Origin of the sequence: Ferrovibrio sp., from assembly GCF_041906005.1 — a bacterium.
Taxonomy (GTDB): domain Bacteria; phylum Pseudomonadota; class Alphaproteobacteria; order Ferrovibrionales; family Ferrovibrionaceae; genus Ferrovibrio.
Window position 1 is genome coordinate 117,719 of sequence record NZ_JAYRJY010000002.1, and the last position, 18,921, is coordinate 136,639.

The following is an 18,921-nucleotide window of genomic DNA, read 5'->3' on the forward strand; positions in this document are numbered from 1 at the left end:
AGCCGGGGCGGCCCGCAGGAGGAGATAAGGGTATGGGTACGTTCAGTTTTTGGCACTGGCTGATTGTCCTGCTGGTGATCCTGATCATCTTCGGCGCCGGCAAACTGCCGAAGGTGGCCGGCGATCTGGCGTCGGGCATCAAGAATTTCCGCAAGGGCATGAAGGAAGAGGGCGAGGACAAGTCCGCCGCCGCCGGCCAGCCCCCGGTGATCGACCAGCAGAACCAGCCGACCGGCGGGGCCGCTCCCAGCAGCCAGCCGGCCGACAAGACCGCGCAGCGCTGATCATGGACAGCCGCGGCGGAATCCCCGGCGCGGCGCGGCAGCAGGAAAAAGAGTAGGCGGCGATGTTCGACATTGCCTGGTCGGAACTGGGAGTGATCGCGGTGGTGGCGCTGGTCGTCATCGGCCCGAAAGACCTGCCCAAAGTGTTGCGCACCGTGGGCCAGTGGACCGCGAAGGCGCGGTCCATGGCGCGCGAGTTCCAGAGCGGCCTCGACGACATGGTGCGCGAGGCCGAGCTGGACGAATTGCGCAAGGCGGCCAAGCAGGTCAGCGATTTTTCCATCGAGAACGAAGTGAAGAAGACCTTCGATCCCGACGGGTCGCTGGAAAAGCAGTTCGCCGAGCATAATCAGGCGATCATGGACGCCACCAGGGACATGGATATCTCGAAAGATATCTCGGGCGCGACGCCAGCCGCGACACCGATCGCCGATCCGGGACCGTCCGCCGCGCCAGCTGAACCCGGCCCGGCTGAATCCGCGGACGCTGCCGCGGCCAAGACCGAGACCAAGCCGTGAGCGAGCCCAACGCCAAGCCGGAAGACGAGGTTGAAGCCTCACGCATGCCGCTGCTCGATCACCTGATCGAGCTGCGCAATCGCCTGATGTATTCCATCGGCGCGATTTTCATCGCCTTCTGTGCCTGCTATTTCTTCGCGCCGCAGATCTACAACATCCTGATGCATCCGCTGATCGAGGCGATCGGCATGGAAGGCCGGCGCATGATTTTCACGGCGCCGCAGGAAGCTTTCTTCACCCAGATCCGGCTCGCTTTCTGGGCCGCGGCGCTGATCAGCTTTCCGGTGATCGCCAGCCAGGTATGGATGTTCGTGGCGCCGGGCCTGTACAAGCACGAGAAGAAGGCCTTCCTGCCCTTCCTGGTGGCGACGCCGGTGCTGTTCGCCATGGGCGGCAGCTTTGTCTATTACTTCATCATGCCTCTGGCGCTGAAATTCTTCGCCGGTTTCGAGACCCTGGGCGGTGCCGATGCCCTGCCGATCCAGCTGGAAACCAAGGTGAGCGAATACCTGTCGCTGGTGATGACCCTGATCTTCGCCTTCGGCATTGCCTTCGAGCTGCCGGTGCTGTTGACCCTGCTGGGCAAGGTGGGCATCGCCACCTCGGCCGGACTGGCGTCGAAGCGCAAATATGCGATCGTCGGCATGTTCATTTTCGCCGCCGTGGTCACGCCGCCGGATGTGATCAGCCAGGTGGGCCTGGCCGTGCCGCTGATCCTGCTTTACGAAATCTCCATCATTTCGGTGAAGATGATCGAGCGCGACCGCGCCAAGCGGGAGGCCGAGGAAAAGGCCGCCGCCGAGCAGGCCGAAAAGGACGAAGCCGGCCCGTCGCCGGCCGCTTGAAGGTAGTTCACCATGCATGACATCAAAGCGATCCGGGACAATCCGGAAGCCTTCGACCGGGCGATTGCCCGCCGTGGCGTGGCGCCGCAGGCCCAGGCCCTGATCGAACTGGACAAGAAGCGCCGTGCCGCGCAGGTCGAGTTCGATGATTTGCAGGGCAAGCGCAATGCGCTGTCGAAGGAGATCGGCATCGCCAAGGGCAAGAAGGACGAGGCCCGCGCGGCCGAGCTGATGGCGCAAGTCGCATCGCTGAAAGATCGTCTAGCCGTTTTGGAAACCGAGCAGAAGGAACACGAGGCGGCGCTGGCCGATGCGCTGTCACGCATCCCAAACCTGCCGGGCGACGACGTGCCCGAGGGGCTGGACGAAAAATCGAATGTCGAGCTGCGCCGCACCGGCGTGCCGAAGACCTACGGCTTCAAGCCGAAGGAGCATTTCGACCTGGGCGAGGTGCTGGGCTACATGGATTTCGCGTCCGGCGTGAAACTGGCCGGCGCACGCTTCACGGTGCTGAAGAGCCAGCTGGCCCGCCTGGAGCGTGCACTCGGGCAGTTCATGCTCGACCTGCACACCACCGAATTCGGCTATACCGAAATGCAGCCGCCGATGCTGGTGAACGACGCCACGGCGTTCGGAACCGGCCAGTTGCCGAAATTCGGCGACGACCTGTTTCGCACGTTAAATAGATCGGAAATATCTATAGAGCAGGAAAAGTTCTTACAGAACTTAAGAGCTCAAGTTGACATCAATCCTATTGATAAAATGAGTTTGTACTATGAAGAAACTAAACGATTAATGGATGAGCCGCGCTTTCGCTACTGGCTGATCCCGACGGCGGAAGTGCCGCTGACCAATCTGGCGCGCGACCTGATCATCGACGAGAGCGAGCTGCCCTGGCGCTTCACGGCCCTGACCGCCTGTTTCCGCTCGGAAGCGGGTGCGGCCGGCCGCGACACGCGCGGCATGATCCGCCAGCACCAGTTCGACAAGGTGGAGCTGGTGAGCATCGTCGCGCCCGAGAAATCAGTGGAAGAACACGAGCGCATGACCGGTGCGGCTGAAGAGGTGCTCAAGCGCCTGGACCTGCCGTTCCGCACCATGCTGTTGTGCGCCGGCGACATGGGCGGCGCGGCGCGCAAGACCTATGACATCGAGGTCTGGCTGCCGGGCCAGGACCAGTATCGTGAAATCTCGTCCTGCTCGAACTGCTGGGACTGGCAGGCGCGGCGCATGAACGCCCGCTGCCGCGCGCCGGGCGAGAAGCAGACCCGTTTCGTGCACACGCTGAACGGCTCGGGCCTTGCCGTGGGCCGCACGCTGATCGCGGTGATGGAGAATTACCAGAACGAGGACGGCAGCATCAGCGTGCCGGATGCCCTGAAGCCCTATATGGGCGGGCTGAACAAAATCGAGAAGGCGGGCAAGTGATGCGTATCCTGGTTTCCAACGACGACGGTATCCACGCGCCGGGCCTGAAAATCCTGGAGAAGATCGCCAGGACGCTGTCGAAGGATGTGTGGGTGGTGGCGCCGGAATTCGAGCAGTCGGGCGCTTCGCATTCGCTGACGCTGACGTTGCCTTTGCGCCTGCGCAAGATCAATCCGCGCAAATACGCCGTGCGCGGCACGCCGACCGACTGCGTCATGATGGCGATGCATGAGATTTTCAAGGACAAGAAGCCCGACCTGCTTTTGTCCGGGATCAACCGCGGTGCCAATCTGGGTGAGGACGTGACCTATTCGGGCACAGTGGCGGTGGCCATGGAAGGCTCGCTGCTGGGCGTGCCGTCGATCGCGATGAGCCAGTGCTTCCAGCACGGCCATCCGGTGAAATGGGGCACGGCCGAACACCACGCGCCGAAGGTGATCAAGAAGCTGATCAAGTCGGGCTGGCCGAAAGGCACGCTGATCAACATCAACTTCCCCGACGTGACGGCCGACAAGGTGACCGGCGTGGAAGTGGTGCCGCAGGGCCAGCGCGACTTAACGGATTTGTTGCTGGATGCGCGCGTGGATGCGCGTGGCGTGCCGTATTACTGGGTCGGTTTCCGCCGCCAGAAAAGCAAGGCCAAGCGTCATACCGATCTGGGCGCCACCGAGAATGGCGCGATCTCGGTCACGCCGCTGCAGCTCGACCTGACTCATGACGCCAGCATGAAGGCGCTGAAGACGGCCTTGCGCTGAGTCCGGCCTGACTGTGGACCCGCGGGTTATCCAGCTCATCATGGAATTGCGGCGCCAGGGCGTCGCCGATACCCGTGTGCTGGCGGCTGTCGAACGGGTGCCGCGCGAACGCTTCGTCGCCGACCAGTTCCTCAAACACGCCTACGACAACATCGCGCTGCCGATCACCCAGGGCCAGACGATCAGCCAGCCCTATGTGGTGGCCTATATGACCGAGGCGCTGCAACTGGGCGATCGCATGAAGGTGCTGGAGATCGGCACCGGTTCGGGCTACCAGACGGCAGTGCTCTCCAAACTGGGCCGCCGCGTCTACACCATCGAACGCTACCGTTCCCTGCTGGTGACGGCGGAAAGGCGGTTGGCCGACCTGCAGATCACCAATGTCGTGACCAGGCTGGGCGACGGCAACAAGGGCTGGCCCGAACAGGCGCCGTTCGACCGTATCCTGGTGACGGCAGCGGCGGACAGGCGCCCGGATGCCCTGATTGCCCAGCTTTCGCCCGAAGGCGGCATCATGGTGGCGCCGGTGGCGGTGACCAGCACCGAGCAGGATGTGATCCGCTATACGCGCCGGGGCGAGGACGTGCAGGAGGAACGGCTGTTGCCGGTGCGTTTCGTGCCGCTGCTGCCCGGCATCGCCCGCGAGGCCAGCCCGGCGGCGCAGTAGCCTCCAACCCCGTAATATCCGCGTAACACCTTGGTCAGCCTGCATTGTCGCGGACGGGGAAGGGGCTTAGACTCCCCGCCGATGCAACGGATTCGGGCAATTGCCGTGTTTGTCACGCTCGGCCTGCTGGCTGGCTGCGGCCAGCAGCCGCCGGCGCCGGTGGTGTTCGGCCATCGTTCGGGCTCGTTGCCGCAGGCCGTGGAATTCCGTGGCAGCACGCAAACCTCTGCCGTCAACACGATGCAGGTGGCGCCCGAAGCCGTGCCCGAGAGCGTGACGGTGCAGGCGGGCGACACGGTCTATTCGCTGGCAAGGCGCTATAACCGGCCAGTGCGCGCGCTGATCGACGACAACAACCTGCAACCGCCCTATACGCTGCAATCGGGCCAGCGCCTTCGCCTGCCGGGCGGTCGCTTCCACGCCGTGCAGCGTGGCGAGACGCTGTACAGCATCTCGCGCAGCTATGGCGTCGATCTTTACAGCATGGCGCAGGGCAACGACCTGCAGCCGCCCTACACGATCAGCGTGGGCCAGCAACTGCGCATCCCGTCGCAAAGCGGCTATGCGGTGGCCACCGCGCCGGCACCGGTTTCATCTCCCACGACGCAGCCTGCCGCCACGCCATCCGCACGTGGTTTCCAGGTCGAGGCGCTGCCGCCGCCGCCCGGAACACCGGCCGCCTCGCAGCAGGAACCCGCTGCCGCCAGCCTGCCGCCGGTGCCACAGCAGCCGGCCGAACAGGCCGCGCCGCAGCCCTTGCCCGAGACGACGATTCCGGCGCGCAGCCATAGCGCTCCGCAGGCCGAAACCGCCGATCCGCAGGTGGCCACTGCACCACCGGGCAGCGCACCATCGGGCAGCGCGCCGTCATCCACTCCATCGCCGGCTGCCGAACCCGCAGCGCCGCAGCAGGAAGCCGTATTGCCGCCCCGTTCGGGCCGCACCTTCTCGTGGCCGGTGCGTGGTCGCGTGCTGTCCACCTTCGGACCGAAACCCGATGGCCTGCACAACGATGGCATAAACATCGCCGCGCGGGCCGGCGCGCCGGTGATCGCCGCCGAGAATGGCGTGGTGGTCTATGCCGGCAGCGAACTGAAGGGTTTCGGCAACCTGCTGCTGGTGCGCCATGCCGATGGATGGATGACCGCCTACGCCCATCTGGACAAGGCGCTGGTCAAGAAGGGCCAGAAGGTGACGCGCGGCCAGGCGATCGGCACGGTGGGCAGTACCGGCGGCGTGAGTCAGCCGCAACTGCATTTCGAGATTCGCAAGGGCACCCAGGCGGTGGACCCCGCCAAGTTCCTCTCGGTCGCCTGAGTCTTACTTCGCGGGCTTCAGCGGCTTGCCCAGCCTGCCGGCCAGATCCTGGATGAACTGCCAGGCCACGCGGCCCGAGCGCGCGCCGCGCGTCATCGACCATTCCACGGCCTCGGCGCGCAGCTGGGCCTGATCGATCTTCAGGCCGTAAGCGGCGCAATAGCCATCCAGCATGGCGAAGAAATCCTCCTGGCTGCAGGAGTGGAAGCCGAGCCAGAGGCCGAAACGGTCCGACAGCGAAACCTTTTCTTCCACGGCTTCATGCGGATTGATCGCGGTGGAGCGTTCGTTCTCCATCATGTCGCGCGGCAGCAGGTGGCGGCGGTTGGAGGTGGCATAAAGGATCACGTTGTCGGGCCGGCCCTCGATGCCGCCATCCAGCACGGCCTTCAGCGACTTGTAATGCTGGTCTTCCGCGTCGAATGACAGATCGTCGCAGAACAGCACGTAGCGGCGGTTCGATTTGCGCAACAGCCTGAGCAGCATGGGCAGCGAGGGAATATCCTCGCGATGGATTTCCACCAGCGCCAGAGCATGTGCTTTCTTGGCATTGATCGCGCCGATGGCGGCCTTCACCAGCGACGACTTGCCCATGCCGCGCGCACCCCACAGCAGGGCGTTGTTGGCCGGCAGGCCCCTGGCGAAACGGGTGGTGTTGTCGAGCAGGATGTCGCGCACGCGGTCCACACCCTGCAGCAGGTCGATGGAAACGGCATTCACCTGCGGCACGGCTTCCAGCCAGCCCGGCAAGGGCTCGGCATGCCACACGAAGGCATCGGCGGCGGTTTCGTCCCAGTCCGGCGCCCGCGGGGGGGCGAGGCGTTCCAGCGCATCGGCGATGCGCAGCAGCAGCGCGGCATCGGCCGGCGCGGGGGCGGCCTTGGTGGCGGCTGGGCGGGACGCTTTTTTGACGGCTTTCTTGGGACGGGAGGCCATGGATTTTTCGCCTTGTCGGGGGTGCTTTGTTTCAGATCAATACCCGGCCCGGCGGACAGGGTAAAGCTGCGGGAAAAGGAAGCGCTGCCATGCCTGAAACCACCCCGATCCGCCGCCATTTCCTCGCCAGCCTGCAGGCCGCCAAGGCACCGCAGCAGCCCTATCGCCACTGGCTGCTGGACCGGGCCCTGCCGCTGGAAGCCGCGTCGGCCATCGTCGACCTGCCGGTCCGCCCGGCCGAGATCGACGACACCCACGGCAAGCGCGACAGCCACAACGAAAGCCGGGTGTTTTTTGCCGGTGACATGATGGCTGACCATGCCGTCTGTCGCGACGTGGCGGCCTGTTTCCAGGCGCCGGAAACGATTGCCGCATTGCAGCAAGCGACCGGCGCCGATCTGGCCGGCAACTACCTGCGCATCGAATACTGTCAGGACAAGGGCGGCTTCTGGCTGGAGCCGCATACCGATATCGGCGCCAAGAAGTTCACCATGCTGGTCTACCTCTCGACCGCGCCGGATGGCGCGAACTGGGGCACGGATATCTACGATAACGAGAAACGCCATGTGGGCCGCGCGCCCGCCGGTTTCGACCAGGGCCTGATCTTCGTGCCTGGCAACGACACCTGGCATGGTTTCGAGCCGCGCGACATCAGGGGCGTGCGCCGCTCGATCATCGTCAACTACGTGATCCCGGAATGGCGCGCCCGCCACGAACTGGCCTATCCGAACCAGCCGGTTCAGGCGGCCTGAACGCCGCGCCAACGCCTAGCGGGGACAGACCCTTTCCGCCATAATCCCGGGCCTGATTTTTCAGTCCCCGGATGTGGCGAGGAGGAAGCATGTACCCCGAAGTTTCCCTGTATATTGATGGCGCCTGGACCAAGGGCGCCGGCGGCAAGACCATTCCGGTGCTGAACCCGGCCACCGGCGAGGAAATCGGCAAGGTCGCCCATGCCGAGAAGGCCGATCTGGACCGCGCGCTGGCCGCCGCCGACAAGGGCTTCAAGGCCTGGAAGAAGGTCTCGCCCTACGACCGGTACAAGGTGCTGCGCAAGGCCGCCGACATCATCCGCGGCCGCGCCGACGAGATCGGCAAGATCATGTCGATGGAGCAGGGCAAGCCCTTCATCGAGGCCAAGGGCGAGACCCTGCTGGCCGGCGACATCATGGACTGGTTTGCCGAGGAGGCGCGCCGCACCTATGGCCGCATCGTGCCGCCGCGCGCTGAAGGCGTGTATCAGCTGGTGGTGAAGGAGCCGGTCGGCCCGGTCGCCGCCTTCACGCCGTGGAACTTCCCGATCAATCAGGCGGTACGCAAATGCTCGGCCGCCCTGGCGGCCGGCTGCTCGATCATCCTCAAGGGCCCGGAAGAGACTCCGGCTTCCTGCGCCGCCCTGGTGCAGGCCTACGTCGATGCCGGCGTGCCGGCGGGCGCGATCCAGCTGGTGTATGGCGTGCCGTCGGAGATCAGCGAATACCTGATCCCGCATCCGGTGATCCGCAAGATCACCTTCACCGGCTCGACGCCTGTGGGCAAGCATCTCGCCATGCTGGCCGGCCAGCACATGAAGCGCATCACCATGGAACTCGGCGGCCATGCCCCGGCCATCGTGTTCGACGACGCCGACGTGGACACCGCCGTGAAGGTGCTGAGCGCCAACAAGTTCCGCAATGCCGGCCAGGTCTGTGTCTCGCCGACGCGGTTCCTGGTGCATGAATCGGTCTATGGCAAGTTCGTCGAGGGCTTCACGGCCTTTGCCAAGTCGCTGAAGGTGGGCGACGGCCTCGACAAGGATACCCGCATGGGTCCGCTCGCCAACGACCGCCGCGTGCAGGCGATGGAGATGTTCGTCGCCGATGCCGTTTCCAAAGGCGCCAAGGTCGAGACCGGCGGCAAGCGCATCGGCAACAAGGGCAACTTCTTCGAGCCTACGGTGCTGACCGGCATCAACACCGACATGCGCATCATGAACGAGGAGCCCTTCGGCCCGCTGGCACCGATCGTGCCGTTCTCGAAGTTCGACGATGTGGTGGCGGAAGCCAACCGTCTGCCCTTCGGCCTGGCCGCCTATGCCTATACCAAGTCGGCCAAGACGGCGGCCGCCATCGGCGCGGCCTTTGAGTCTGGCATGGTGTCGATCAACCATCACGGCCTGGCCCTGCCGGAAGTGCCGTTCGGCGGCATCAAGGATTCAGGCTACGGCTCGGAAGGCGGCTCGGAAGCCATCGAAGCCTATCTGAACACCAAGTTCATCACGCAGGTCGGTCTGTAGGACGGCTGACAATGCGGGCTGGATAGGTCTGCGCCAATTGCATTCGAAAGGGAGAGGCTAGCCTCTCCCTTTTTTTTGTTCCATGCCGCCGATACAAGATCGCGTGCTGCTCCGTGCACAGATTCTGCGCGCCGAGGTGGAGACAGGTGTAATCAGCGCGCAATTGTCGTGAGGCACCAATCATTTCCCTCTTCTGTGCGATTTCTCGGTCCTGCCTTATAATCACAAGCCGCAAAGCGTGATCGTCAGAAGCAACGCATGGAGGGGGTGATGTCGGCGACCGCCTGCGCAGGAATGCGCATTCTCATCTTTCTTCTAACCTTGGCCTTTGGAATCGGCGGCCTGATTTTCGCAGTGGGTGCCGCCTGCATGGCGGCCAGTGGCGTTCTGACTTTGACTGGAATTCTGCTGCCCTTGGCGGCCATTCTTGTGAAGGTCGGCGTGGCTGCATTGCTGGGAGGCGGTGCCATCGCATTTGTCTTCGCAGTCTGTGTGGCCATTACCCTCGCCACTTATTTTGTCGCCGGTTGCCATCAACAACCGGCAGTGCCGGCAAATACCACCATGGCCGGTTTCCTCGGTCCAATGGGCGGGAGTGGCCTGCCATTCCCATTCCCATTCCCATTCCCGGGTCTACCTTTCCCTTTGCCAGGATTGCCGCCGGGCATTGATCCGGCGAAGTTCCTGCAATGCCTAGCTACGGCGAGCGCTGGCTGCAGTTGCGGCGGCGCCGGTGGTGGTGGCGAGAAGAATTCCTTCGTCGATGCCTGGAACATGCTGCAAGGTGGGATCGCCTTCCTTGACGGCAAAAGGCGAGAAGCGGAGGAGAAGGCCGCTCAGCTACGCAGTTGGATCGAACAGCAGGCAGGTCAGGCCGGCAGCAACACGGCCAAGACCGTGGAACAGGCCCGCCAGCAGCTCTCCGAACTGGAGAAGCAGGGCCAACAATTCGGCGAAGCACTGAACAATGCCAGGGCTGCCGGCGGGCAGATGCTGAGCAATGCCGGCAAAAGCCTCGGCTTCGGCTGAGTGCTAAAGAAACAGACGTAGCGCCATACCGGCCAGCGCGGTGCCGCCGAGCAGCCAACTGAGGCCGAGGTGGAAGCGGAAGACCGCGATCAGCGCCGCCGCCGACAGTAACGCCATCCAGGGATCGAGGCTGGAGAGCACCGGCACGTCCCAGCTCAGTGGACCGAGTGAGACGCTCTCCATCCGCTTGAACAGCACATGCAGGCCGAACCAGATGGCGAGATTGAGGATCACGCCAACCACGGCCGCCGTAATCGCCGCCAACGCGTGGCTGAAGGCGCGCACATGACGGATTCGCTCGATGTAAGGCGCGCCGAGGAATATCCACAAAAAGCACGGCACGAAGGTAACCCAGGTCGCCAGCACGCCGCCGGCCAGGCCGCCAAGCACCGGATCGATGCCGCCGAGCCGGAAGCCGGCGAGGTAGCCCACGAAGGTGAGCACGAGGATCAGCGGGCCGGGTGTGGTTTCAGCCAGGCCCAGGCCATGCAGCATCTCCTCGGCATTCAGCCAGCCATAAACCTCCACCGCCTGCTGCCCGACATAAGCCAGCACGGCATAGGCACCGCCGAAGGTGACCACAGCCATCTTGCTGAAGAACACGCCGACCTGGGTGAAGACATGGGTTTCACCCAGCGTGGCGAACAGCCAGAGCAGCGGCCCGCCCCAGAGCAGCCCGAAGATCGCGATGACGATCAGGTTGCGCGACCAGCTTGGCGGCACGCTGGGTAGCACGTCGGCATCGTCCTTTACTGCCGAAGCGACGATCCAGTCCGGCCTGCTGCGGCCAACCAGCCAGCCGATCAATGCGGCACCCAGCACGATCAGCGGGAAAGGGATCTGCAGGCCATAGATGCCGATAAAGGCGATCGCGCTGATGCCGAGCAGGAAGCGGGTCTTGATGGCGCGCTTGGCGATGCGCTGCACGGCTTCGATCACGATGGCCAGCACGGCCGCCTGCAGGCCGAAGAACACGCCATCCACCAGTGGCACGTCACGCCACAACACATAGATGGTGCTCAGGCCGAGGATCACGGCCAGGCCCGGCAGGATGAACAGCAGTCCAGCGGCCAGGCCACCCTTCGCCCGGTGCAGCAGCCAGCCGATATAGGTGGCGAGCTGCTGCGCCTCGGGGCCGGGCAGCAGCATGCAGAAATTCAGCGCATGCAGGAATTGTGGCTCGCTGACCCATTTCTTCTCGTCCACCACGATGCGGTGCATCATGGCGATCTGGCCAGCCGGGCCGCCGAAACTCAGCAGGCCGATCTTGGCCCAGGTGCGCAGGGCCTCGCCGAAGCTGGGGACGCTGGCCTGGTTGACGGTCTGATTCGTCGTGTTCATGTTCAATCTCTAACCCTTCAGGCGGCCGGCGGCCAGCCATGACGTTCAGCCTGGGCCGAGGCGCACCAGGCATAGAGCGCGTCATACACCAGCATCCCGCGCTCCAGCATCAGGGCGTCATCATCCTGACACATGACCGACAGCCCGAGGGAAATGCCGAGCAGGCCGGGTGCCTGCGGGGCGAGACCGGGCCGGCCGGTATCGGCGCCGCGCACGATCTGGGCCAGGTGCCCCAACGCCGGGTCGTCATGCAGGCCGTGGCGCGCGATGAAGGCATCGAAGCTGCACAGTGCGCCGTCATGGCTGTAGGCCGCGCCGGGGATATCGTAGGGCGTGGCCTGCCAGTCCTCCGCCCGGGCGAAGACCTGATCCGATGGCACATACAGGAAGCGCGCGTCGGGGTCGATGAAACGCCGCACCAGCCAAGGGCAGGCGATGCGGTCGATCTTGGGCCGTTCGCGGGTGATCCAGCGGCTTGGTTCGGCCGGCGGCTTGCCCTGCAACGGTCCGCCGGCCTGGCGCCAGGCTTCGATCCCGCCGGCGAGATAGCGCGCGCGGCGGCCAAGGGATTGCAGCGTGGCGCAGGTGCCCTGACTGACCTCATGGCCGTGCACACAATAGACGACGATTTCGGCATCACGCGGCAATTCGGTCGCCCAGAGCGTCACCTGATCCGGTCGGCGCCGCCGCGCGCCCCGGATCACGGCATCGGTCTCGGCGTAGCGCTCCTCGCGCCGTGCATCGATCAGATATGGAAAGCGGCCAGCGGCAATATCGCGCGCCAGTTCGGCCACGGAAATCGAAGATTGAGAAATGGAGGGCAGGGCGTTGGTATCCATGATGCTACCTCGTCACGCCAGATCAGGGCGTGAAGTTCAGTAGCGGCGCTTGGATACCGGAGTGGCGGAGGGTATCTGGTGGGGAGACCGCGTTGTCCCCATGGAGCAGAAAGCTATCGCCAGCGTGGCAAAAGGCAAGCGGATTTTAGCTGGCCGATATCTTGCCGCCCGGATGGCGGTGCACCCGACCGGCCAGTTCCTTTTCCGTCAGCACCATGAGGATCGTGGCCGAAGGCAGGCCGCTGAGGCGGATCAGTTCGTCGATGTCGACGGGATTGGGCGAGAGCAGGCGGTCGAGCTCGGCATGGGCGCGTGCGAGATCGTCATCGGCCACCGGTGTGGGCAGGGCAACGGAGCGTATCGGAGCTTGCGGCACTGCCGGCCGCTGCGGCGCGATCACCGCGAGGATATCGTCGATGCGCTCGACCAGCGTGGCACCCTGGCGGATCAGGTCGTTGCTGCCATGGCATCGTGGATCGAGTGGCGAGCCCGGCACGGCCATCACCTCGCGGCCCTGCTCGGCTGCCATGCGCGCGGTGATCAGCGAGCCGGATTTCAGCGCGGCCTCGACGACCAGCACACCGAGCGAGGCGCCCGAGATCAGGCGATTGCGACGCGGGAAATTCTGTGCCAGCGGCGGCGTGCCGGCCGGCATTTCGGCGAAGATCACGCCGCGCTCGGCGATTTCGTCATGCAGTTTGGCATTCTCGGGCGGGAAGGTGATGTCGATCCCCGTGCCGATGAAGGCCATGGTTTTGCCATGAACTTGCAGGGCACCGTCATGGGCGGCCTTGTCGATGCCTCGGGCAAGACCGGAGACAATGATGAAATCCTGTCGACAGAGTTCACCGGCGATATCGCGTGTGAACCGCTGGGCAATGGCCGAAGCATTGCGGGCACCGACGATGGCAATGCCGGCACCCTCCGAAATGAGCGGGTCGCCCTTCGCCGCCAGCAAGGGCGGTGCATCGTCGAGCTGCATGAGGCAAACCGGATATCCGGGTTCCCCCCAGGCGACCAGTTTCGCGCCGCAGGCTTTGAGGGCCTTCAGTTCGGCATCAACGATTTTCAGGTCTGCCAGTTCAATCCGGCGTTTCGTGCCGCCGCGTTTCGCCATTTCAGGCAAGCGTTCGATGGCATTCGCCGCGCTGCCGTAATACCGGAGTATGTGATGGAATGTGATCGGACCAAGATACGCGCTGCGGATCAGCCGCAGCCAGTCGCGCTTTTCAGAGTCAGGCAGAAGCGGCGGGCGCCCCGTCATCCTTTTTCTTCTGGCCGATCTTTGGTTCCTCGCCCTTCAGCAGACGGGCGATGTTCTGGTGATGGCGGATATAGACCAGCACAGCCATGACTGCCGCCAGAAGCGCGACTTCGGGCCCGATCATGAACCAGGCAAAGATCGGGCTGAGCAAAGCGGCGATCAGGGCCGAGAGCGAGGAATAGCGCAGGGTGAATGCCACCAGCAGCCATGTGGCACAGGCAAACACCCCGACGGGCCAGGCAGCACCCAACAACACGCCGAGGAAGGTGGCTACACCCTTGCCGCCGTTGAATTTCAGCCAGACCGGAAACAGATGGCCGATGAAAGCCGCGAAGGCAGCCACCAGCATGATATCGAGGCCGTATCGCGCGCCGATCAATGCCGCCGCCGTGCCTTTGCCGCCATCCAGCAACAGGGTGAGTGCGGCCAGATCCTTGCGGCCGGTGCGCAGCACGTTGGTCGCACCGATATTGCCCGAGCCGATCTTGCGGATGTCACCCATGCCGCTCAGGCGTGTCAGCACCAGGCCGAAGGGGATGGCGCCCAGCATGTAGCCCAGCACGGCAGCCGCCACGTAATAGGGCGGTTCGTGTGCCCAGAGAGCGGGATCAATCATGGCCTAGCTTTCGCGCTTGCGCTGGAAGACGGTTTCGCCGCCGACAACGGTGCGCAGGGCATGGCCCTGCACGCGGCGGCCATCATAGGGCGAGTTCTTGGCCTTGGAGCGGAATTTCTTCTCGTCGATGCGCCACGGCGTATCGGGATCGAACAGCAGCAGGTCGGCCGGTGCGCCTGGCGCCAGGCGGCCGCTTTGCAGCTTGAGCAGGCTGGCGGGGTTGCAGGTGAGGCAGGCCAGCAGCTTGAGCAGCGGGACGGAACCGTTGTGATAGAGTTCCAGCGTGAGGGCCAGCAGCGTCTCCAGCCCGATGATGCCGAATTCGGCCTGGGCAAAGGGCAGCCGCTTGCTTTCCGGGTCCTGCGGCGCATGGGCCGAGGAGATCACGTCGATGGTGCCGTCGGCGATGGCATCCACCACGGCCTTGCGATCGCTTTCCACGCGCAACGGCGGCTTTACCTTGGCGAAGGTGCGGTAGTCGCCGACATCGAGTTCGTTGAGCGCGAAGTTGTGCGGCGCGGCACCGGCTGTGATGCGCAGGCCGCGCTGTTTGGCGCGACGCACCGCATCCAGCGATTCAGCCGTGGAAAGATGGGCGGCATGCAGCTTGCCGCCAGTGACTTCCAGCAGGCGCAGGTCGCGTTCCAGCATGATCGTTTCGGCCACGGCCGGAATGCCGGCAAGGCCCAGGCGCGCGGCGATCTCGCCCTCGTTCATCGCGCCGCCCTTGGCCAGCGACGGATCTTCGCAATGCTGCATCAGCAGCAGGTCGAAGGTGGTGGCGTAGGACAACGCGCGACGCATCAAACGCGACGATGCAACCGGCTTTTCACCATCGGTGAAGGCAACCGCGCCGGCCTGAGCCAGCAGGCCAAGCTCGGTCATCTCCTCGCCCTTGGTGCCCTTGGTGACGGCAGCGGCGGGCAGGATGCGCACCACCGCCGTATCGGCGGCGCGGCGGGCAACGAATTCCACCAGCGCGACCTCGTCGATCACGGGGTCGGTATTGGGCATCGCCACCATGGTGGTGACACCGCCGGCCGCCGCCGCGCGGGCACCGGTGGCAATGGTTTCCTGATGCTCGGCGCCCGGCTCGCGCAGCCAGACATGCATGTCGATCAGGCCGGGCGAAAGACAATGGCCCTGGCAATCGATCACCTCGGTATCGCCGGCGAAACTGCCGCTGGCAAGCTTGGGGCCCAGATCGACGATCTTGTCGCCCTCGGTTAGCAGGGCGCCTTTCACGTCGAGCCCCGAGGAAGGGTCGAGCAGGCGTGCATTGTTGTAGAGCGTGCGGCGACGGGCCATGGTTTTAAGTCTTCAGCTTCCGGCCGGTGTAGTGCCGCGCCAGTTCGGCAGATGCTGGGCCAGCAATTCGAGGCAGGCCATGCGAACGGCGACACCCATCTCGACCTGTTCGTGGATCACGCTGCGGTGGATGTCGTCAGCCACCTCAGTATCGATCTCGATGCCGCGGTTCATCGGGCCGGGATGCATGATCAGCGCATCAGGCTTGGCGAAGCCCAGCTTTTCATGATCGAGGCCGTAGAAATGGAAATACTCGCGCGTGGACGGCACGAAAGAACCGTGGAAGCGCTCCATCTGCAGGCGCAGCATCATGACGATGTCAACGTCGGTGAGGCCCTTGCGCATGTCGTGATAGACCTCGACGCCCAGCCGCTCAGCAAAGGCCGGCAGCAGGGTGGGCGGGGCGATCAGGCGCACGCGGGCGCCCATGGTATTCAGCAGATGGATATTGGAGCGCGCCACGCGGCTGTGCAGGATGTCGCCGCAGATCGCCACCAGCAGGCCGTCGAGCCGGCCCTTGCGGCGGCGGATGGTCAGGGCGTCGAGCAGGGCCTGGGTGGGATGCTCGTGGCTGCCGTCGCCGCCATTGATGACGCCGCAGCCGACCTTCTGGGCCAGCAGGGCGACCGCGCCGGAATCCTGGTGCCGCACAACCAGCAGATCCGGGTGCATGGCATTGAGGGTGATCGCGGTGTCGATCAGGGTCTCGCCCTTTTTCACCGAGGAAGTGGCGACCGACATGTTGATGACGTCGGCCCCGAGTCGCTTGCCGGCCAGCTCGAACGAGGTGCGGGTGCGGGTCGAATTCTCGAAGAACAGATTAATGATCGTGCGGCCGCGCAGGCTGGACTGCTTCTTCTCCACCGCCCGATTCAGGTCCACGTAATAGTCGGAGCGATTCAGCAGGATTTCGATATCCTGAGCAGAAAGCCCTTCGATTCCAAGGAGATGGCGGTGGGGAAACGGCACCGGTGACCCGTGGCCGGGCTGTTCGGCGGTTTTGGCGGCGCGACTGGCTGACATTTGACGAATCTTCATACAGCAATCGCAGCCGGCCAGCAACGAAACCATTAACCATTTTCTGCTCTGCTGATCGCCATGGTGCAGGATTATCGCCAGAACCAGATCGACGTTGTGGCCGCCGATACGGCCGCAAGCCAGGCCGTGCGCCTGCTGCAGGTGTTGAATGGCCGGGCGCAGGACATGCAGGCTATCACCACCGACCTGTACGAACGGGCGGTGCTGATCAGTTTTTCCGATTATGCCGACGCCTTCCGCCGGGTGCAGGAATTCCTGTCCTTCTGCGATGTGATCGAAAGCAAACTGGAAGACATGCCGCCGGTAACCCGGGAGCCGATCCTGCATGAAGTGACGGCTGTGAAGGTGCGCGCCTTCCATGCGCTGCTGCGCGGCATCGGCGCCTATCTCACGGTGCTGGACAAGCGAGGCATGATCAATTTCTTCGCCCAGGCCGTGTTTCTGATGCAGCAGGATGTGCTGGCTGAGTTCCGCCGCGACATCCTGCCCAATGTGCCGCCGCAGTTGATCCCGGAAAACATGGGCATGCTCTACGACGAGGTGGAGCAGCGCATGAAACAGATGCTGGATCGCTGCATCGACGTGCCCGATTTCCGCTTCGAGACATGAGCAACACCGCGCTCAGACTAGATCCGGCTGCGCTCGAGCAGTTGCAGGCCGGCCTCGATGCGCATCGCCGCGGCGACCTGGCCCTGGCTGAAAAACTGTATCGCGCCGTGCTGGCGGCAGCTCCGGAGACGCTGGATGCGGCGAACCTGCTGGCGCGCCTGCTGGTGCAGGTGGGGCGGGCGACCGAAGCCGCGCCGCTGCTGCGCCATGCACTGGACCGTTCGCCGGCCGAAGCCGGCCTGTGGCTCAGCTATACCGAATGCCTGCTGGCAGCAGGGCAGGTCGTGCAGGCGCGCGAAGCCGCCGAAACCGCGCGCCGGCTGGCGCCGAACGATGCCGATGTCCTCTATCTGTGGTCGGAAGCGCAACGCCTGGCCGGTGCCTGGGAGATGGCAGCCGGCGGTTATCGTCAGCTGCTGGCGAGCAAACCCGGCCATGCCGGCGCCTGGCTGCAACTCGGCGACTGCCTGCGACAGATGGGCGATCGGCCCGGTGCGCTGGAGGCGGCAAAACGCGCGTTGAAACTCGCGCCGCAAGCGCCGGAATGCCACAACAATCTGGGCGGCCTGATGGCCGCGCAGGACGATCACGCCACGGCGCTTGGCCATTTCGACGAGGCTTTGCGGCTGCGCCCGAATTACCCGCTGGCCCTGATCAACAAGGCCGGATCGCTGCGCGAAACCGGACAGGCCGATGCCGCGCTGGCGCTGGCGCGGCAGGCGGTGCAACTAACCCAGGGCCATCCTGATGCCTGGCTGGCCCAGGCCCAGGCCCTGCACGTGCTGGGCAATCTGCCGGCGGCCGTCGCGGCTTACCGCGAGGCGCTGTCGCGCCGGCCGCAGGATGCCGAAGGGCAATGGAATTATGCATTGGCGGCGTTGGCGCAGGGCGATTTCGCCAATGGCTGGCTGGCCTATCGCTGGCGCTGGCGCAAGGCCGAACCGCCGCTGCCGCACAGAAGCTGGCCCTGGCCGGAATGGTCGGGCGACGGTACCGTGCCGCAAAAGCTGTTGCTGTGGGGCGAGCAGGGCCTGGGCGACCGGCTGCTGTTCCTGCAATACCTGCCTGATCTGCTGACCGCCGGTAACGCCGACCTGACGCTGGAAACCGATCCGCGCCTGATCCCGTTGCTGCGCCGCAGTTTTCCGCAGATGCGGTTCGCTGCCGAAGCCCCGCAGGCCGACCCGGCTTTGCTGGCCGGCACGTTCGATGCTCATCTGCCGATGGGCAACCTGCCGCGCCGCGCCCCGCCGGGCAAAGCGTATTTGCAGGCCGATGCGGCACGGGCCACGGAACTGTCGACGCGCTATCGGCGTGGTGACGAGAGATTGATTGGCCTGTCATGGCGCAGCGCCAATGCGGCACTGGGGGCGGCAAAGTCCCTCCGGCCTGAGGCTTTCGCGCCGCTGGCCGACCTGCCGGATTGCCGCTTCGTATGCCTGCAGTACGGGGCGACCGAAGCCGAGCATGCGGCATTCCGCTCGATGTTCGGCGATCGCTATATCCACGATCCGGCGATCGATGCCCAAAGCGACCTAGATGGACTGGCTGCCCAGATCGCGGCGCTGGATCTGGTGCTGACGATATCCAACGTCACGGCGCATCTGGCCGGCGCGCTGGGGCAGCCGGTCTGGCTGCTGGCGCCGGAAGGCAAAAGCCGCTTTTTCTACCTGATGGGGGCGGGCGAGGGCACGCCCTGGTATCCGCAGATGCGGATTTTCCGCCCTCCTGCCGGCGGCGGTTGGGCCGGGGTGCTGCAAACTGTGGCAAACAGCCTGGAATCGCTGGAAAAACCGGGCTCCAGGTGATAGCACAGGGCCCGCCGCTGGCATCGCCGGCGCCTTGACCCTAG

19 protein-coding genes are annotated in these 18,921 nt (G+C 64.7%); 12 read left to right on the top strand and 7 right to left on the bottom strand.

What is annotated here, in order from left to right:
- The first annotated feature begins 32 nt into the window (after positions 1-32).
- The 7 genes from ACE3OO_RS17680 to ACE3OO_RS17710 all read left to right on the top strand — a co-directional run bounded on the left by ACE3OO_RS17680 (position 33) and on the right by ACE3OO_RS17710 (position 5,814).
- Positions 33-284: a twin-arginine translocase TatA/TatE family subunit gene (locus ACE3OO_RS17680; protein WP_374304857.1), complete on the top strand. Its 252-nt coding sequence runs from the start codon at positions 33-35 to the stop codon at positions 282-284.
- 62 nt (positions 285-346) lie between these two features.
- Positions 347-802: a Sec-independent protein translocase protein TatB gene (gene tatB, locus ACE3OO_RS17685; protein ID WP_374304859.1), complete on the top strand. Its 456-nt coding sequence runs from the start codon at positions 347-349 to the stop codon at positions 800-802.
- A complete protein-coding gene (gene tatC / locus ACE3OO_RS17690; protein ID WP_374304862.1) occupies positions 799-1,647 on the top strand; it encodes a twin-arginine translocase subunit TatC in 849 nt (282 codons plus the stop codon). The genes tatB and tatC overlap by 4 nt, the downstream gene beginning before the upstream one ends.
- Before the next feature lie 12 nt (positions 1,648-1,659).
- Complete coding sequence (gene serS / locus ACE3OO_RS17695) at positions 1,660-3,075, top strand: serine--tRNA ligase (RefSeq protein WP_374304865.1); 1,416 nt, start codon at positions 1,660-1,662, stop codon at positions 3,073-3,075.
- Positions 3,075-3,830 (top strand): 5'/3'-nucleotidase SurE, encoded by a 756-nt coding sequence (gene surE, locus ACE3OO_RS17700; protein ID WP_374304869.1) that lies wholly within the window; start codon positions 3,075-3,077, stop codon positions 3,828-3,830. The genes serS and surE overlap by 1 nt, the downstream gene beginning before the upstream one ends.
- Before the next feature lie 7 nt (positions 3,831-3,837).
- Positions 3,838-4,497: a protein-L-isoaspartate(D-aspartate) O-methyltransferase gene (locus ACE3OO_RS17705; protein ID WP_374305433.1), complete on the top strand. Its 660-nt coding sequence runs from the start codon at positions 3,838-3,840 to the stop codon at positions 4,495-4,497.
- A gap of 105 nt (positions 4,498-4,602) precedes the next feature.
- Complete coding sequence (locus ACE3OO_RS17710; protein ID WP_374304871.1) at positions 4,603-5,814, top strand: peptidoglycan DD-metalloendopeptidase family protein; 1,212 nt, start codon at positions 4,603-4,605, stop codon at positions 5,812-5,814.
- A gap of 3 nt (positions 5,815-5,817) precedes the next feature.
- On the opposite strand, the gene ACE3OO_RS17715 is transcribed toward ACE3OO_RS17710, so the two are convergent.
- Complete coding sequence (locus tag ACE3OO_RS17715; protein ID WP_374304874.1) at positions 5,818-6,750, bottom strand: ATP-binding protein; 933 nt, start codon at positions 6,748-6,750, stop codon at positions 5,818-5,820.
- A gap of 89 nt (positions 6,751-6,839) precedes the next feature.
- On the opposite strand from ACE3OO_RS17715, the gene ACE3OO_RS17720 reads away from it, so the two are divergent.
- The 3 genes from ACE3OO_RS17720 to ACE3OO_RS17730 all read left to right on the top strand — a co-directional run bounded on the left by ACE3OO_RS17720 (position 6,840) and on the right by ACE3OO_RS17730 (position 10,054).
- Positions 6,840-7,502 carry a 2OG-Fe(II) oxygenase gene (locus tag ACE3OO_RS17720; protein WP_374304877.1) on the top strand — a complete coding sequence of 221 codons (663 nt, stop codon included), beginning with the start codon at positions 6,840-6,842 and terminating at the stop codon, positions 7,500-7,502.
- Between the two features lie 89 nt (positions 7,503-7,591).
- A complete protein-coding gene (locus tag ACE3OO_RS17725) occupies positions 7,592-9,025 on the top strand; it encodes an NAD-dependent succinate-semialdehyde dehydrogenase (RefSeq protein ID WP_374304879.1) in 1,434 nt (477 codons plus the stop codon).
- Positions 9,026-9,295: 270 nt separating this feature from the next.
- Positions 9,296-10,054, top strand: a complete 759-nt coding sequence (locus ACE3OO_RS17730; protein WP_374304881.1) for a hypothetical protein — start codon at positions 9,296-9,298, stop codon at positions 10,052-10,054.
- A gap of 3 nt (positions 10,055-10,057) precedes the next feature.
- On the opposite strand, the gene chrA is transcribed toward ACE3OO_RS17730, so the two are convergent.
- From chrA to ACE3OO_RS17760, 6 genes are all read right to left on the bottom strand, one after another.
- Positions 10,058-11,395, bottom strand: a complete 1,338-nt coding sequence (chrA, locus tag ACE3OO_RS17735; RefSeq protein WP_374304883.1) for a chromate efflux transporter — start codon at positions 11,393-11,395, stop codon at positions 10,058-10,060.
- Between the two features lie 17 nt (positions 11,396-11,412).
- Complete coding sequence (locus ACE3OO_RS17740; protein ID WP_374304885.1) at positions 11,413-12,234, bottom strand: chromate resistance protein ChrB domain-containing protein; 822 nt, start codon at positions 12,232-12,234, stop codon at positions 11,413-11,415.
- A gap of 145 nt (positions 12,235-12,379) precedes the next feature.
- Positions 12,380-13,498, bottom strand: a complete 1,119-nt coding sequence (dprA, locus tag ACE3OO_RS17745; RefSeq protein WP_374304887.1) for a DNA-processing protein DprA — start codon at positions 13,496-13,498, stop codon at positions 12,380-12,382.
- Complete coding sequence (plsY, locus tag ACE3OO_RS17750; protein WP_374304889.1) at positions 13,470-14,114, bottom strand: glycerol-3-phosphate 1-O-acyltransferase PlsY; 645 nt, start codon at positions 14,112-14,114, stop codon at positions 13,470-13,472. The genes dprA and plsY overlap by 29 nt, the downstream gene beginning before the upstream one ends.
- A 3-nt stretch (positions 14,115-14,117) precedes the next feature.
- Entirely contained in the window at positions 14,118-15,422 is a 1,305-nt protein-coding gene (pyrC, locus tag ACE3OO_RS17755; RefSeq protein WP_374304891.1) for a dihydroorotase, read from the bottom strand.
- 12 nt (positions 15,423-15,434) lie between these two features.
- Positions 15,435-16,445 carry an aspartate carbamoyltransferase catalytic subunit gene (locus tag ACE3OO_RS17760; protein ID WP_374304893.1) on the bottom strand — a complete coding sequence of 337 codons (1,011 nt, stop codon included), beginning with the start codon at positions 16,443-16,445 and terminating at the stop codon, positions 15,435-15,437.
- A gap of 75 nt (positions 16,446-16,520) precedes the next feature.
- Between ACE3OO_RS17760 and ACE3OO_RS17765 the strand changes: the two genes are divergently transcribed.
- On the top strand, positions 16,521-17,069 hold the full coding sequence (locus ACE3OO_RS17765; protein WP_374304895.1) for a hypothetical protein: 549 nt from the start codon (positions 16,521-16,523) through the stop codon (positions 17,067-17,069).
- Entirely contained in the window at positions 17,066-18,877 is a 1,812-nt protein-coding gene (locus ACE3OO_RS17770) for a tetratricopeptide repeat protein (RefSeq protein WP_374304897.1), read from the top strand. Before ACE3OO_RS17765 ends, ACE3OO_RS17770 begins: the two co-directional genes overlap by 4 nt.
- Positions 18,878-18,921: the final 44 nt, after the last annotated feature.